Raw genomic sequence first — 14,641 nt, forward strand, 5'->3', positions numbered from 1 at the left:
TTGCGCGAAACTTGCAGGAGCCCAAATGCGGATCGTCATCGTCGAGGATAATGAAACCCTCGCCAACGCCATTGCTTATCGCCTGCGGGATCGGGGCCATGCCGCCGACGTGCTGACAGATGGCGATGCCGCCGATCTGTATCTGGAACAGGAAGGCGCGGATCTGATTGTTCTGGACATCAACCTGCCGGGTCGGTCAGGTCTTGAGATCTTGCGGTCGCTGCGCCATCGGGGCGACAGTGCGCCTGTCATCCTGCTGACCGCGCGCACCGATACCAGCGATCGCGTATCGGGCCTGGATATGGGCGCAGACGATTACCTTGTGAAGCCCTTTGAGATGGATGAGCTTGAGGCCCGCATCCGCGCGCTGTCCCGCCGCAAACAACTGGATTATGGCGCGCGAGAGACCATCGGAGATCTTGAGTTTGACCGTACCGCCCGGCAAGTGAGCGCAAAGGGCCAAGTTCTCGATGTGCCGCGTCGGGAAATGGCTGTGCTTGAATGCCTGTTGGAACGGCGCGGCAGGATCGTCCCCAAAAGTCAGTTGACCGACTACGTCTACGGCGTGGGCGCCGATGTCGACGATTCAGCCATCGAGCCGCATGTGTCACGACTGCGCAAGCGCCTTCAGAAATTTGGCATCCGGATCAAGACGGCCCGTGGTCTTGGATATCTGCTTGAGGTGCAAAAGTGATCCGGCACCGTTCGCTCAGGCTCAGGCTGTTCATTCTGATCCTGACGCCCTTGGTACTGCTCGCGATCCTGCTTGGATACTGGCGTTACACGGTCGCCCAAAAGACGGCGCAAGAGTTATTTGACGACAGCCTGTTGTCTGCCGGTCTGGCCATTTCACGCGATGTGGCGGTGTCCGAAGGCGATGCCCTGTCGCCCACCACGCGCAGCTTGATCCGCGACGCATCAGGCGGAGAGATTTTCTATCACGTGACCGGACCCGGCGGCATCTACGTCACAGGGTATGCATATCCTCCGGCCGCTGCAAACCCGTCTGAGCAAGACGCGTACCAGCCGAGGTTTTTCGAGGCTATCTATCGGGATGAGCCGGTGCGCGTATTGAAAATGACCGAGCGTGTCACACTGGGTAACCTAGTGGGCGATGCGACGGTAACAGCTTGGCAACGCGTTGCGGACCGCAACGCCTTTGCCAACGAACTGTCGATCCGCGCGGCGATCCTGATGGGTATCCTGCTGGCCACCCTTGCTTTTGTAGTGTGGTTTGGGGTCGCTCGCGGGTTGCGGCCCTTGCTGGATTTACAGGATGCGATCGACCTACGCTCACCTGACGACCTGAGCGAAATCAAACGCCCGGTCCCGGTCGAGGTTCTTGGCATTGTTCAGACCTTGAACCGGCTGTTTGGACAGGTCGAGCACAGCATCAACGCCCACCAGGTGTTTATCTCAGAAGCCGCACATCAGCTGCGAAATCCGGCGGCAGCAGTTCAGTCCATGGCCGAGGCGTTGCGGGATGCAAAAACGAATGAGGACAAGGACAAACGGATTGTCGAGCTTGTGTCGGCAGCAAAAAACTCCGCCAAGGTGGCCGAACAGCTATTGTCGTTGGAGCGGTTGCGGCAGCCTACGCATCAGGATCAGATGGACAAGATTGATTTCCGTGCGGTTGTGGAAGAAGCCTGCGCGGACATGGGTGTTCATATCCTCGCAAAAGGGATCGATTTTGAAGTCTCAATGCCAGAACCGACAATCTTGGTCTTGGGAGATCGGGTCTTTTTGGCAGAGGCTATTAAGAACCTGCTGGATAACGCGGTTAAGCACGGCGGCGCTATACTGAGTCGAATTTCAGTTGTGCTGCGCTGTGAAGGAGGGGACGTCAAGCTAACCGTATCCGATGACGGAGCCGGCCTTTCACCCGACCAAAGCGAAGCTGTTTTCAGTCGGTTCTCGCAGTTGGAATATTCCGAAGGTAGCGGTTTAGGGTTATCGATTGTCTCAGCTGTAGCGAAGCGCCACGGAGGAGTGGTCGCGATCAACCAAGTCGAAAAAGGAGCAAGCGTTACGCTTCAGCTTCCCATAGCCCTGTAGTTCGTTTCTATTTCTGCTCGGAGCCCGAGACCTGTCACAATCAAAGCGAATTTTTGCGATTGCAGCGAATGACCGGTTTCCACCCTAGGTGCTGGGCACGGCGGTCTTGATACGTCTTCACCAGACTTTGAAGCCTCTTGCAGCGAAATTGCGCTTGGTCCGCAAACCGTGAGTTCGACTCGATCTCGGTTTTGCGCCCGCGGCGAATGTCTCATCTGACGGACCGCATCGCAGCAAAGATGTCTCTCTGTCAACGGCAGTTTTGGACCGTCACCCACAAGTGACTTCGTATCGCGACGGGAAAGGCTGCGCTGACCAGAGGCCACCATTGACCCCAAAATCGACCGTTAGTGTGTTTGCGATTTGGCTGGTTACGTCCCTGAAACCTGACGATCGTAATCTGCGCCGTCATATCACCCCAGCGACTTGGTCACGTTTAGATTTTCATCGAGGTCCCACTCTTCCCAACCCGAAAAGCGAACTTTGTTTCCTGTATCTTTGTGCTGGCCTTCGAACGTCCATGCGTAAACCATGTGATGATCGGCTACGAGAACAGTATCGAGGTTAAGCACTAGGTCGGGGAATTCAGTCATGAAACCGGCCGCCATTTCACCGATCTGCGAGCGACTGTTCATCGGTTCGCCACCATTCATAATCATCGTTGTATTTTCCGAATACCGACTGGCGACTTGATCCGGAGCCTTGTTCGTCCAGGCATCACAATGATCTTGCGCCAATTTTCGGGCTGTTTGGATATCAGGTGTCATGGCTACGTCCCTCAGTGATTATTCGTTCCGAAAATTCTAATTGGGACCTTGAAGGTGAACAAGCCACCGCATGAAAGCTGCACTATGGCACGTTCGATGTCGAATGTGCAGGAGCCAACCACTTCATCCGATCCGGGCCGTCCACGATACCGCTTCTGGTATCCCTCAATTCACATGCTGCGCCGCCTCCGAGGTCTGGTTTGAGCCCTACCTGTGAATTCGGTTTTCTCGCTGCGCGCGCATGCAGCGCGGGAACTGCTGCGTCAGTGTAAAATTTAGTGCTGCCGCGCGGTGGATAAATCAGCCATTCGTACATACTGCAGCAAAAATCTGGTTCAGAATTCACTAACTGCGGGTAAAAATGGTCATTGGCTTTGTGAATTTTGTAATCAGAAGACGAAGGACTCGCGATGACGTCTCCCTTCTTCGACGCCTAGTTTAGTGAGCGCTGCTTCGCTCCACGTCATTAACGCATCGGGTCCGCACATATAGACTTCTCGCGTGTTGAGTGCGGAGATGGATTGGATATCTTCAATCTGCGCGCGCCGTTCTTCGGTCTGCAGCGCATCCTCAGAAAATGCTAGACGCAGATCATCCCTTGCAGATTTTGCGACGAATGGGTCATCTCCGACGCTTTGAAACGCCACAATGCGAAGTTTCACACTGGCTGGGACAGGACCAATTTGCCCGGCAAAATGCTCCAGCACTTTGATGTCATCACCACGACCAGAAAACAGGAGGACGATGTCGGTCGATGTTTGCGGGTGAGCGTTCGCCAACTGGAGGATGCCGTCCCACATCGCCATAAATGGGGTAATGCCGACACCGCCGACGATCCACAGAACCTTTGATGGGATATGTGGAGGCGTGTCTTTGGCGCCTTGCGAAAAGCAGGTGAACCCCGCGCCAGACCCTCTGAATTCAATCGGCAGTCTGTCCTTGATCAATTTTTGGGCATTGTTATGTAGAACATTCGACATCAAGCCGCCCGGTTTACGTTTGACAGTGACGCTGACCTGATGGGTCGCGGCAAACGCATTTCTTTCTGCCGCAAAGCTGGGCGCATTCGAAAGCGTCCAGGTGCGCACGAAGTCCTCGTTGACAAGCTGAGGGTTGGCTTCGTTCATGTGGCTGTACCCCGTGTCCAGAAGCCCAGAGAAATCGAAAACACCAAACCCACCCGGCAAAGGTGAGTTGATCGGCTGTGACAGATCGAAGTTGAAAGTTGTGATACTTTCAGAAAGCGGTTTCGTCGAAACAAGAGTGGCAGTGATTGGGGTTGCAGTCTCGTGCGCAACGAGTGCATGCCCCATCTGTTCCAGTTCCTGACGCAAGGGCTTTACCGGCGGATTATAGGGCGAGAAGTGCTCTTCCGACATGAGCCTGAGGTTCAGGCCGTCTTTCACAAAAACCGCCCCTGTAACTTTGATGCGCGTAAGCAGGCTGACCCGCGGCATGATCGCTGGCGCTTCATCATCCATCAGGTTTTCTGCCTTACCCGTGACATAAAGGACATGACCCGTGGTGAAGTCTGGAAAGACAAGGCCGACCTCTGGGTCAGTCTCAATGTTGCCCAAGGACTGATAGAAGCGATTGCCGGAATAGTCGGGCAAAACCAGATAGGTCGTGATATCGTCGCCATCGGTTTCTTCGTAAATGCGGGTAAAACCCGGTGCACCGCCACGATGATTTACCCCCATATCCGTCTTCGTGCCAGTAGCGGTTTCATTTCCACTGTGCTTTGTCGCCAGAAAGACCGTGCTGGCCTGATCCACGACCGCCTTGGCCGCATCCGGCAAAGCAGTTGTGTGGCTGTCAAAGGAATCATGAACCAGTTCAGCGGCGCGCTGTTCATGCGCCAATGCCCGCACGGTGATGTACTTGGGGCAGTTCCCAAGGTGTTGATCAGACTCCAGTTGTAGGCTGATTTTTCCAGCCTCTTCAACAGATGCAGAGCGAATTCCCCCTGCGATTTTGTTCCGTCGACGGTTGCGGAAGTCGACCCCTACTCCAGAAAAGAGCCGTTGTTGCCGCCCAGATATTGGGTCCTGCTTCAAAGAGCGGGCAAAGGGATCGAAAGCGTTGCTTTCGGCGAAGACGTCCATCGCATTGTGGCCCGAAATCTTGATGCCGACCGACGGATCGCTCTCTGACTGTGTGACCAGCAGGCTGACCCACGGTCGCCCGTCGCGATCCAGCGTCGCCAGCGGCAAGTAAGACAGGCCCGCAAAGAAATCCGCGTGCTGCTGCGGCATGTCACTGTCGATGTACCGAGGAATGGAGTCGATCAGCTCTTTTGGTGTCTTGCGCCGCTTTTGAAGCAACAGCTCACCCTTGTGAGATTCATGTATCCGAACCATCCCGTGCTCCGTTCATCCGTTTGACAATCAGTTGTATTGCAATGCTTCCGCTGACGCCTTCCATTGGATCTGTGGGTCTGGAAGGCGTTAGCGACTTTTCGTGCTACGGCGTCAGAGCTATAGCCCCAGATCGCTTAGACCCGGATGATCATCAGGGCGGCGACCAAGCGGTCAATGAATCTTTCGATCTGCCTCTTGAATGGGGTGTTCGTTGATGCTGGCAAAACGATGCGCCATGAACCCATCTTCGTCGAACTCCCAGTTTTCATTACCATAGGCCCGAAACCAGTTTCCGCTGTCGTCGTGATACTCATAGGCGTATCGCACGGCGATGCGATTACCGCCGTAAGCCCACAATTCCTTGATCAACCGATAGTCCAGTTCCTTGGCCCACATGCGGGTCAGAAACTCTTCAATCTGCGCACGGCCTTCGGGAAACTCGGCCCGATTGCGCCGTTTGCTGTCGGGTGTGTACGCAAGTGCGACTTTCGCAGGGTTTCGACCGTTCCAACCGTCTTCTGCAAGACGCACCTTTTCGATCGCGGAGTCTTTCGTAAACGGCGGTACCGGATGGCGCGGGGCTGCGGATGTCATATCAGCGCGCCCCTAATTCAACCACAAGGCCGACAGCCGTCGCTGGCATGGCCTGGAAACCTGGCAAGGCTTCGAAACGGGCGAGCCATGCCCGGACATTCGGGTAAGGATCAAGCGAGACATTCCCCTCAGGCGCATGGGCGGTATAGGAATAATTCGCGACATCAGCGATCGTCGGACGATCGCCAACCAGCCAATCACGGCCTTCCAGCCCATGTTCCAGCTTTTGCATCGCCTTGGTCGCTGTGGAATCAGCAAAGACTGGGTCCAGCGGGGCGTCAAAAACGGTGATCAGACGTGCGGCACAAGACCCGAATGCAATTTCACCAGCCGCAAGGGTCAGCCAGCGCTGAACATTGGCTTCGTCGACCGGGGTGCTTGGCATCCAGTCAGGCGCATATGTCCGCGCGAGATAGACCAGAATTGCGTTTGAATCCGATACGATTACATCGCCATCTTCCATAACGGGCACCTGTCCGTTTGGGTTCATGGCCAAAAACTCCGGTGATTTGTGCGCACCACTTGCCAAATCCACGGGAACTTCTTCATGAGCGATCCCGGCGAGCTTCGCAAAAACCAAGGCACGATGGGCGTGACCTGACTTTGCGAAGTGGTGAATGCGAACGGCGTTTGACATCAGTGTCTCCAGTTATGTTCCAAGGTATGCGCTAGCCCTACCAGTTGCACATTCCAGCGATAATTGTTTAAATTGGCGTATGTTTAAGCCCTGAGAAGGCGCAATAAGATGGACAAAATTGACCGAATGCGGGCGTTTGCGCTTGTCGCCAAGAACGCCTCTTTCACTATTGCCGCGCAACGCATGGGGCGATCTGCGCGTTTGGTCAGCAAATACGTCGCTGACTTGGAAAACGCGCTTGGTGTGCAGCTGCTCAATCGCACCACACGTAGTGTCTCTTTGACAGACGCCGGCGCGACATACCTAACGCTGTGTGAACCGCTTCTTGATGGCTTTGATGAGTTGGAAGAAAGGGTCAGACACGATCAGGCGTCGCTACGTGGTGCGATACACATTTCGGCCCCCACCGGGTTCGGTGCATTGCGGCTAACGCCGTCGCTTGCAAAGTTTGCGGCGAAACACCCCAACGTGGAACTTAATCTGCAATTCTCTGACCGCCGCGTGTCGATCATTGAAGAAGGCTTCGACCTCGCCATCAGGATTGGCCCCATGCGAGACAGCTCACTCAAGGTACGGCAACTGGGCCGCATGCCCTTGGTGGTCTGCGCATCAACTGCCTATCTGGAGCAAGCCGGAACGCCAAACCACCCGCGCGCGCTGGCCACGCATGAGTGTATTCTCGACGGGAACATGACCGAGCCCACCGTCTGGAGGTTCAATATCAATGGCCAGGAAGAGGCTGTCTCAGTCAGCGGACGCTTTCGCATGAACGCGCCCGCAGCCGCAGCCCGGCTCGCCGCAACAGGGGCTGCAATAGCACGTTGCCCCGCCTACACGGTGGCGGACGCCTTCAGGTCCGGTGACTTGGTTGAACTTTTCGCCGAGCACCGGGTCTCTCCATATACTGTTGCCGCGCTCTTCCCGCAGAACAGGCGCCTTACAACGCGGGTGCGCGCGCTTATTGATCATCTCTCAGGCGACGCGGCCTTATGTTCTGACAGCGTCGCGACACTGCCAGGCTGACCCGGACAATCGCCCCAACCCTGCGCTACGCCGCCTTGCCAGACGCTTTTGCCATATCGATAAATGCTCTGAGCCGTAGTGTCATATTACGCTTACTGCGGTAATTCAAAGAATAGCGCGGAAGCTGTCCCACTTGGCCGCTAAGAACTTCGGTCAGGCCACCCTCTTCCAAATGAGGCACAGCTATTTCTCTGTAAAGATATGCAAGACCAAGCCCTTGCTTTGCATAGGCAAGAAGCGACCGCATATCGTTTACCACCATACGCGGTTTTGGCTGTATCGTGTAAATACCCTCTGGACCGTTGAACTCCCACGCGGCCAGATTATCACCCGAGCCAAAAGTATAGCAGATTGCATCGTGATCTAGGATATCCCGCGGATGGTCGGGTGTCCCCTTCTGCGCAAGGTACTCAGCCAAAGCGACGATGGTCATCTCCAGCTCTGGCCCAACAGAAACAGCATGAGTATCTGGCCCGAGTAGCGTGCTTGAACGGATGGCGGCATCGACGCCTGACGTCAGAAGATCGACCTTCTGATCATCATAGATCACTTCGACATCGACCGTTGGAAATGCAGCCGCGAAACGCGCGACCAGATCATCCAGAAAGAAGGGGCCAGCGCTGTAAGGGGCCGAAAGCCTCAAGGTGCCTGCGACCTCATCTTTCTGCGCGTGGATGTCATCCAGCGCGCCTTCCAGATCAAGTATGGCGGGCAGGCTTTTTACATAGAACTGTTCGCCTACCGGTGTCAGCACGACGGACCGTGATGAACGTTCAAACAGCCGCACGCCCAGACGGTCTTCAAAACGTTGGATTGCCTCACTAACCGACGCCGGAGCTTGCTGAAGATGCTCGGCCGCCGCGCGGAAACCACCACGGCGCGCGACTTCGACAAATACACGAATGTCACCAAAGCTACTACGGGCCATTGTTCGCTTTTCCGATCTCGCTGTCAGGATGAAGTGGGGTTATCCTTACGTTAGCAGCGCCATACATACTCAGCAAGACGCAAAAATGTGGCAACGAAGATCAGGTCGATAGCCGGTTCTTCAATCAACAACCCAAGGAGCAAGACAATGACCGAACGTGAAGAAATCCAAGCCGCCATCGACGAATGGAACAATGGCCTCGACAGTGGTGACATCGAACGGATGGTGGCTTCATGCCATCCTGATGTGATGACGGTGAACGAACGCAACCCCGTAACAATCGGCACGCAAGCGATCCGCGACAAATACAACCCACGTATTGCCGCCGCAGAAATCATCTCTGGTTATGACATCGAAGATCTGCAGGTCTACGGTGACACAGCCATCGTGTCCGGCCGTTTCTACGGCACGATGAAGATGCGCGACACAGGCGAGGTCAAGAAGCCTGAGGGCCGCTTGGTGCTTGTGTACAGGCGCGACGAAAACGGAGCGTGGAAGATGTTCCTCGACATCGACAACAACGGCCCGGCCTAGGCCGTCGCCGCCGCGCCTGATCTGGCGCGACCGGACCTCTTTCAGGAAAAACCAAGACCCCAGGAGTTCGAGATGAAAACACTTCAGATTGTCACAAAGGAAATCGTCGATTTGCACGACTTCTTTACCGAGTGGTTCAACGGAACCGTAGAGCGCGACCAACTGGAGCCACGGTTCTTGTCACGCTTGGATGAAAATGTCGTCTTCATCCCGCCCGAAGGACACATCATGACAGGCGACATGCTCAAGGGCGGGTTCGACCGCGGGTATGGCTCGAACAAGGACTTCCGCATCAAAATCCGCGACGTCACCATCCGGCATGAAATCGGTGATCTGGTGATGGTAACATATACCGAGTGGCAGATAGGTGCCGCGTTGTCAGCCGAAAAGAAAAACGCGCGTGTGTCCAGCGTCTTAATGAAAATGACCGACCCGGTGACTTGGCTGCACATTCAGGAAACATGGCTTCCCGATGCTCTACGCGCGGCAGGCCCATTCGATTTCTGATCACCTCTAATCTGAAAGCAACGACATGACACAACGTATCGCCCATCACCCCGGTGAAATCGCTGATTGCGTCAGCGCCTATTTGCAAGAAGGTGATCTGGATGGCATCACCTCAATGTTCCATCCAGATTGCCGGATCTTCTTTCCACCCGACCAGCCGCCCCTGACAGGGTTGGAAGGGGCTCGCAAAGCCTTTGAAGGATTCTTGGACATCCGCCCTCAAATCAAGAGCGAGGTGTTCAGCGAGGTCATTAATGGCGATGTCGCTCTGCTGCGCGCAAACTGGCGCGTTATTGCCCCGGACGGTAATGTGATGGCCGAAGGCCAATCCACCGAAGTCGCCAAAAAGCTGGAAAACGGCGGTTGGGGGTATCTGATCGACTGCCCTAACGGTCCTCCAAGCATTGCCTGATCGTACGAGCATTTGAGGGCGTCCCACGGCTACCGGACGCTCTCATGATCGCTGGGTGGGATTGCAAAACAGATCGGGATTCGGGCAAAGGTCGACGTGACGCCCGCGCATTACATGTGGGATTTCGCGCCGGATAGACCGGCGCTCCGTTGACATGTGTGCGAGAAAGCGAAAGAGCGAATTCAAATCGGCGCAAATCGATATCATCAAACAAAAGCATTGCTAACTCACTTTGCGAAGCAATAGTAGCAAAGCTGTGACCGCGAAATGATGCGGCGTCAGCGAAGTTCAAAGTTTCCACGTCGCCTAGATCCGCGTCTCGAAAACTGCTCAACCAAACAGCGAAAGAGCCAAAGAGCAGTTTGGATTTGACGGCTTAGACCAGTTTGCAATGGCCGCTCTAGTGACCGCGGCTGCAGTGCAAAGATGACCGTGCTGCAAGTGCGAGCAAATGCTGCGTCAGCAATATCCGCGGAAGCAAACGGCAGCAATGTCCTGCTGACCACCAATCCCGCCTAGGAAATACAATGTCCGGTTTCTGCGGTTCTCGACGTGCTGCGCTGGCAAAATCAGTCGTGCTAGCGGTGGTCTGCAAAGGGCTCAATCTGCGTGTCCAAACTCGCCGTAGAGAAAGTCGGCAACGAGACCAAAGCTACCTCTCAGGCTCCTTGCTGATCACGGTCGTCACAGTTTGAATTGACCGACTTTGAGTGAGAGCTATCGCACCCAAAACCAGCGCGCAGGCCAGTGCCTGTGCACCCGTGATTACTTCACCGAATGCAAGAACGCCAACAGCAAACATCGTGGGTAGTTCAATACTTCCAACTACAGCAGTGCGCGCTGCCCCAATAATAGGCGAGCAGATCGTGTAAATCAGTTGTGGAATAAGCGCCGTCACAAGGCCAAATCCGACAACTAGAAACCAGTCGTCCCCACTTTCTGGTAGGATTTCGCCGACCTCGGATGAAAGAATGAGAGGCGCAAGGCCAATAACTGACCCAAGCGAGACTGACGCCATTCTGGCTAAAGGCGCAATACGTGACAGGCGGTGCACGAGAACACATATGCTGAAGCCAAAACCGAAAGGTGCCGCTAATGAGACGAGCAGGATTGGAATTTGGTCTGGAGGCACAGATGCCGGAGAACCTGCGAATATCGCAGCAACAACGATCAATCCAGCCGCAATAAGGCTACGCCGTGTTGGTCGATCACCAAAAAGCGCCCATGCGATAGCAATCGTAAACACCGGAAAGGTCATGTAGAGAACACCAACCGTCGATGCAGGAACAGTCTCAAGAGCGGTAACATAGCCGACCCAGCCAAGACCCATCACTGCGCCTGCAACCATACCCCAGACGATTTCCCGCACTTCGAGCGATGCATTACAAGTTCGGGCAAAAGGACAACCGCTGCCAAGATGTACCGATAAAAGGCAACCGCATAGGGAGCGAGGCCCTGATCGGTGAGCCCACGGCTAAAGTAAGGTACAAGGCCAAAACAGATGGATGCAAAAAGCACACCAACGACCGCAAGGGCATAGGGTATGGCGTTCCGCTTGGCTGAGGTTAGTTGGTTCATTGCTGACAACTAACACGCTATATTGCGGGTGACCTCGTCAAGACAAATAAACGGCAACTTTGCCCGCTTACCGGACGCATGCACCCGCAGAGGTCAAGTAGCTTGGAAAAGGCAGGTAAGGGCTTTTACCGCCAATCGACGCCCACCGCAGAGAATGCCGACAGTGAGCCCATTTCAGTCATATTAGTTTCATGCTGCGCGCGCGCAAAGTGCGACAGATGTTGCTGGCACAGAAAATCAAACTCCGTAACGCGGCTGAAAACTGGCCGTTCATTCACAACGCAGCAGTGTCTTACGCTCACGCTCAGCGTGTGGGATAGACTATCCCAAGCTACTATGTTCCTATCTTATGGGATCAAAGGGTGCTTAATGCGGTCATCGTCACATATTGCGATCCTGGTTACTGCAGTTGTCGCCAGCACCGGCCTTTACCTGTCATCTTACAGGTATTTCCTTTCGGAAGAGCTTTCGAAAGCACAGGGACGGCTTTCTCTTTATCAAAGTTCGGTCACCGCTGAGCTGGAGCGCTTTTCGCATCTCACATACGTAATGGCGCAAGACCCATTCGTAATCGGAACTGCGCAAGGTGACAGTACCGGAATTCTCAATCAGAGATTCGAGGATTTTGCAGCGCAAGCAGGCCTGGACGCGATTTATCTGATGGATCGGAATGGTATAACGATATCGGCTTCCAACTACCGTGAGGCCGGAAGTTTTGTAGGACAGAATTACGCGTTCCGCCCATATTTCCAAATGGCTCTCTCCGGCGACCAGGGGCGGTTTTACGCGATCGGGACAACAACAGGATTGCCGGGTTATTTCATTGCCAATGCGGTGCGTGGCGAAGCAGGAAAACCAGCTGGCGTCGTTGCTATTAAGATTGATTTTTCCAACCTTCAGGAAAGCTGGAAAAATTCGGGCGAGCAGGTTCTTTTGGCCAATGAAGACGGCGTCGTTTTGCTTTCTTCGAACTCGGATTGGCAATATCGCTCGTTGACGCCATTGTCAGAAACTCAGCAAGAACGGATTCGAGATGCCAGGCAGTTTCCGGGGCAAGACTTAGATGTGTTGGATTGGGTTGAGTTGCCGGGAGATCAGGCCAGAATTGCTGGTACGAAGCGCCTGCACCTTGCAGCTACGGATTTACCCCATGGCTGGTCGCTTCACTATTTTGCAAGTGACGATCAGGCCGTAGCACGTAGTTGGCTTGTAACTGCAGTCTTTGTCCTTTTGGCGGGGCTCGCATTTATCTTTTTCCAGATACAACGCGCAAGGCGCGTAAGCGCGGCCTTGGAGCGGTCGGAAGAGGAAGAAGCAAAGCTGCGGGAGGCAAATGAAAGGCTCGCTATCGAAATCGACGACCGCAAGACAGCCGAGCGGAGCCTCAAACGCACCCAAGGTGAGTTGGAGCGCGCAAGCCGATTGGCGGCTCTGGGGCAATTATCCGCGTCGGTCACGCATGAACTGGGCCAGCCCATCGCTGCGATGCGCAATCACCTGGTGGCAGAAGAGATCTCATCTTCCGGTGAGTCCAAGCTGCCGCAAAAAATTGGAAGTCTAGTCGACAGGATGGAAGGGATCACGCGCCAATTGCGGTTCTTCGCGCGCTCAGAGAGTGAGGCGTTTGACGACGTAGACTTATGCACTTCGGTCAATGCCGCTTTGGCTCTGGTTGCGCCAAACATCGAGCAGGGCAAAGTGAAAATCTCAGTTGATGCGCCGACCGATCCGGTCTTTATCCGGGGCAGTGCCCTGCGGATCGAACAGGTCATCACCAATCTTTTGCGCAATGCCATAGATGCAACGGATGAAGCGGATGCGCCTGAAATTCAAATCGCTATCATGGCATCTGATGATGAGGCAGTGTTGGAAATTCAGGACAACGGTCACGGGTTGGGCGAGGCAACGCTGGCTGAGTTGCAAGAGCCATTTGTAACCACAAAAGAGAGCGGGCGAGGCATGGGCTTGGGACTGGCCATTTCCACCAGCATTGTCAAAGATCACGATGGCACGATGACGGCCCGAAATCGTGATGGCGGCGGAACAGTTTTTCGTGTCACCTTCCCGATGGCCTCTATTACTGAAGAAACGAACGAATGACCCAGCGGCAACCGTTTAAAGTTCTGGTCGTTGATGATGACAAATCTCTGCGACAATCTCTTGTCGAATTGCTCGAAGCCGCCGACTGGACTGTCAGCGCCTTGCCACGTGCGACCCAGGTGACGGAACATCTGGCCAACGCCTCGCCCGATGTCATTTTGTCGGATGTGCGTATGCCCGGCATGTCGGGACTTGAATTGCTGGCCACCCTGGACAGGCAAGTGGCACCTCCGGTGGTATTGATTTCGGCACATGGTGACATCCCGATGGCGGTTCAGGCTATACAGGACGGGGCGTATGGGTTCATCGAAAAGCCATATGAGCCACGGCGATTGCTTACGGTGCTGAGGCACGCGGCTGAACAAAACCGAATGCGAAGAATCAATGCCCGCCTCAAAGACCGGCTGTTCAAACTGTCAGGCCTTGACCGCATCCTGCTGGGCCAAACAGACGCCATCACAGACTTGCGACAAGATGTACTTGATCTTGCTGATACCTCGGTTGCGGTTTTGTTGCAGGGGGATACGGGCACCGGGAAAGAGCTGGTTGCTCATGCTTTACATGATTTGGGCCGCTCGCCGGAGGCACCGTTTTTAGCGCTGAATTGCGCCGCGTTGTCGGCCGATACGTTTGAAGCGGAAATGTTCGGCGTCGCAGGTGAATCCGACGGAAGGCTTGTGGCGGCATCGGGCGGGACCTTGTTTCTGGATGAAATCTGCTCATGCCCGCCTGCAGCGCAGGCCAAGCTGTTAAGGGTCATCGAAGATCAGCAGGTGCTGCCGGTGGGGGCTGTGTCGCCAGTGCCAGTAAGCTTCAGGGTCGTGTCAGCAACCAACGAAGATGTTGTACTGGCAGCCGAGGAAGGTCGCCTGCGTCAGGACCTTTTGTTTCGATTGAATACCGTTGTCCTGTCTTTAACTCCTTTGCGTCAAAGACGGGATGATCTTGTTCTGTTGGCAACGCATTTCTTGAACGAATACGCGCAGGTTTATGAGATAGACTCGCCAGAACTTGATCAGGACGATTTGGCTGCTCTGCTAGCACATGACTGGCCCGGGAATGTACGTTGTCTGACGTCAGCGCCAATGGGACAGTTTAGGTCGATTTGATAAGAGAGGGTTTCTGGCTCATCGTAACCGCCAA

14 protein-coding genes are annotated in these 14,641 nt (G+C 54.7%); 8 read left to right on the top strand and 6 right to left on the bottom strand.

What is annotated here, in order from left to right:
• Positions 1-25: 25 nt before the first annotated feature.
• Both AC2FLP_RS19695 and AC2FLP_RS19700 read left to right on the top strand, forming a co-directional pair.
• Positions 26-694 (top strand): response regulator transcription factor, encoded by a 669-nt coding sequence (locus AC2FLP_RS19695; protein WP_496685736.1) that lies wholly within the window; start codon positions 26-28, stop codon positions 692-694.
• Positions 691-2,058 (top strand): sensor histidine kinase, encoded by a 1,368-nt coding sequence (locus AC2FLP_RS19700; RefSeq protein ID WP_496685733.1) that lies wholly within the window; start codon positions 691-693, stop codon positions 2,056-2,058. Before AC2FLP_RS19695 ends, AC2FLP_RS19700 begins: the two co-directional genes overlap by 4 nt.
• 413 nt (positions 2,059-2,471) lie before the next feature.
• On the opposite strand, the gene AC2FLP_RS19705 is transcribed toward AC2FLP_RS19700, so the two are convergent.
• The 4 genes from AC2FLP_RS19705 to AC2FLP_RS19720 all read right to left on the bottom strand — a co-directional run bounded on the left by AC2FLP_RS19705 (position 2,472) and on the right by AC2FLP_RS19720 (position 6,416).
• Entirely contained in the window at positions 2,472-2,825 is a 354-nt protein-coding gene (locus tag AC2FLP_RS19705) for a nuclear transport factor 2 family protein (protein WP_496685731.1), read from the bottom strand.
• A gap of 389 nt (positions 2,826-3,214) precedes the next feature.
• On the bottom strand, positions 3,215-5,185 hold the full coding sequence (locus tag AC2FLP_RS19710; protein WP_496685729.1) for a pyridoxamine 5'-phosphate oxidase family protein: 1,971 nt from the start codon (positions 5,183-5,185) through the stop codon (positions 3,215-3,217).
• 171 nt (positions 5,186-5,356) lie between these two features.
• Entirely contained in the window at positions 5,357-5,779 is a 423-nt protein-coding gene (locus tag AC2FLP_RS19715; protein WP_496685726.1) for a nuclear transport factor 2 family protein, read from the bottom strand.
• 1 nt (position 5,780) lies between these two features.
• Entirely contained in the window at positions 5,781-6,416 is a 636-nt protein-coding gene (locus AC2FLP_RS19720) for a glutathione S-transferase family protein (RefSeq protein ID WP_496685723.1), read from the bottom strand.
• A 108-nt stretch (positions 6,417-6,524) separates the two neighbouring features.
• Here AC2FLP_RS19720 and AC2FLP_RS19725 point away from each other — a divergent pair, with 108 nt between their 5' ends.
• Positions 6,525-7,439, top strand: a complete 915-nt coding sequence (locus AC2FLP_RS19725; RefSeq protein WP_117869982.1) for a LysR family transcriptional regulator — start codon at positions 6,525-6,527, stop codon at positions 7,437-7,439.
• Positions 7,440-7,464: 25 nt separating this feature from the next.
• Here AC2FLP_RS19725 and AC2FLP_RS19730 read toward each other — a convergent pair whose 3' ends face one another.
• On the bottom strand, positions 7,465-8,367 hold the full coding sequence (locus AC2FLP_RS19730) for a LysR family transcriptional regulator (RefSeq protein WP_496685720.1): 903 nt from the start codon (positions 8,365-8,367) through the stop codon (positions 7,465-7,467).
• A 147-nt stretch (positions 8,368-8,514) separates the two neighbouring features.
• Between AC2FLP_RS19730 and AC2FLP_RS19735 the strand changes: the two genes are divergently transcribed.
• From AC2FLP_RS19735 to AC2FLP_RS19745, 3 genes are all read left to right on the top strand, one after another.
• On the top strand, positions 8,515-8,901 hold the full coding sequence (locus AC2FLP_RS19735) for a YybH family protein (protein WP_496685717.1): 387 nt from the start codon (positions 8,515-8,517) through the stop codon (positions 8,899-8,901).
• 72 nt (positions 8,902-8,973) lie between these two features.
• Positions 8,974-9,408, top strand: a complete 435-nt coding sequence (locus tag AC2FLP_RS19740) for a hypothetical protein (RefSeq protein WP_496685715.1) — start codon at positions 8,974-8,976, stop codon at positions 9,406-9,408.
• Between the two features lie 25 nt (positions 9,409-9,433).
• A complete protein-coding gene (locus AC2FLP_RS19745; RefSeq protein ID WP_496685713.1) occupies positions 9,434-9,820 on the top strand; it encodes a YybH family protein in 387 nt (128 codons plus the stop codon).
• Between the two features lie 652 nt (positions 9,821-10,472).
• On the opposite strand, the gene AC2FLP_RS19750 is transcribed toward AC2FLP_RS19745, so the two are convergent.
• Positions 10,473-11,189, bottom strand: a complete 717-nt coding sequence (locus AC2FLP_RS19750) for a DMT family transporter (RefSeq protein WP_496710069.1) — start codon at positions 11,187-11,189, stop codon at positions 10,473-10,475.
• 311 nt (positions 11,190-11,500) lie between these two features.
• Between AC2FLP_RS19750 and AC2FLP_RS19755 the strand changes: the two genes are divergently transcribed.
• A complete protein-coding gene (locus AC2FLP_RS19755) occupies positions 11,501-13,498 on the top strand; it encodes a sensor histidine kinase (protein ID WP_496685709.1) in 1,998 nt (665 codons plus the stop codon).
• Positions 13,495-14,607: a sigma-54-dependent transcriptional regulator gene (locus tag AC2FLP_RS19760; protein ID WP_496685707.1), complete on the top strand. Its 1,113-nt coding sequence runs from the start codon at positions 13,495-13,497 to the stop codon at positions 14,605-14,607. Before AC2FLP_RS19755 ends, AC2FLP_RS19760 begins: the two co-directional genes overlap by 4 nt.
• Positions 14,608-14,641 lie beyond the last annotated feature (34 nt).

It is taken from the genome of Ruegeria sp. CDSA141, assembly GCF_059612005.1.

Coding starts and splice junctions, on each gene's coding strand:
- AC2FLP_RS19740 (WP_496685715.1), top strand. CDS start 8,974: ATGAAAACACTTCAGATTGTCACAAAGGAAATCGTCGATTTGCACGAC.
- AC2FLP_RS19725 (WP_117869982.1), top strand. CDS start 6,525: ATGGACAAAATTGACCGAATGCGGGCGTTTGCGCTTGTCGCCAAGAAC.
- AC2FLP_RS19720 (WP_496685723.1), bottom strand. CDS start 6,416: ATGTCAAACGCCGTTCGCATTCACCACTTCGCAAAGTCAGGTCACGCC.
- AC2FLP_RS19695 (WP_496685736.1), top strand. CDS start 26: ATGCGGATCGTCATCGTCGAGGATAATGAAACCCTCGCCAACGCCATT.
- AC2FLP_RS19735 (WP_496685717.1), top strand. CDS start 8,515: ATGACCGAACGTGAAGAAATCCAAGCCGCCATCGACGAATGGAACAAT.
- AC2FLP_RS19710 (WP_496685729.1), bottom strand. CDS start 5,185: ATGGTTCGGATACATGAATCTCACAAGGGTGAGCTGTTGCTTCAAAAG.
- AC2FLP_RS19760 (WP_496685707.1), top strand. CDS start 13,495: ATGACCCAGCGGCAACCGTTTAAAGTTCTGGTCGTTGATGATGACAAA.
- AC2FLP_RS19745 (WP_496685713.1), top strand. CDS start 9,434: ATGACACAACGTATCGCCCATCACCCCGGTGAAATCGCTGATTGCGTC.
- AC2FLP_RS19730 (WP_496685720.1), bottom strand. CDS start 8,367: ATGGCCCGTAGTAGCTTTGGTGACATTCGTGTATTTGTCGAAGTCGCG.
- AC2FLP_RS19715 (WP_496685726.1), bottom strand. CDS start 5,779: ATGACATCCGCAGCCCCGCGCCATCCGGTACCGCCGTTTACGAAAGAC.
- AC2FLP_RS19705 (WP_496685731.1), bottom strand. CDS start 2,825: ATGACACCTGATATCCAAACAGCCCGAAAATTGGCGCAAGATCATTGT.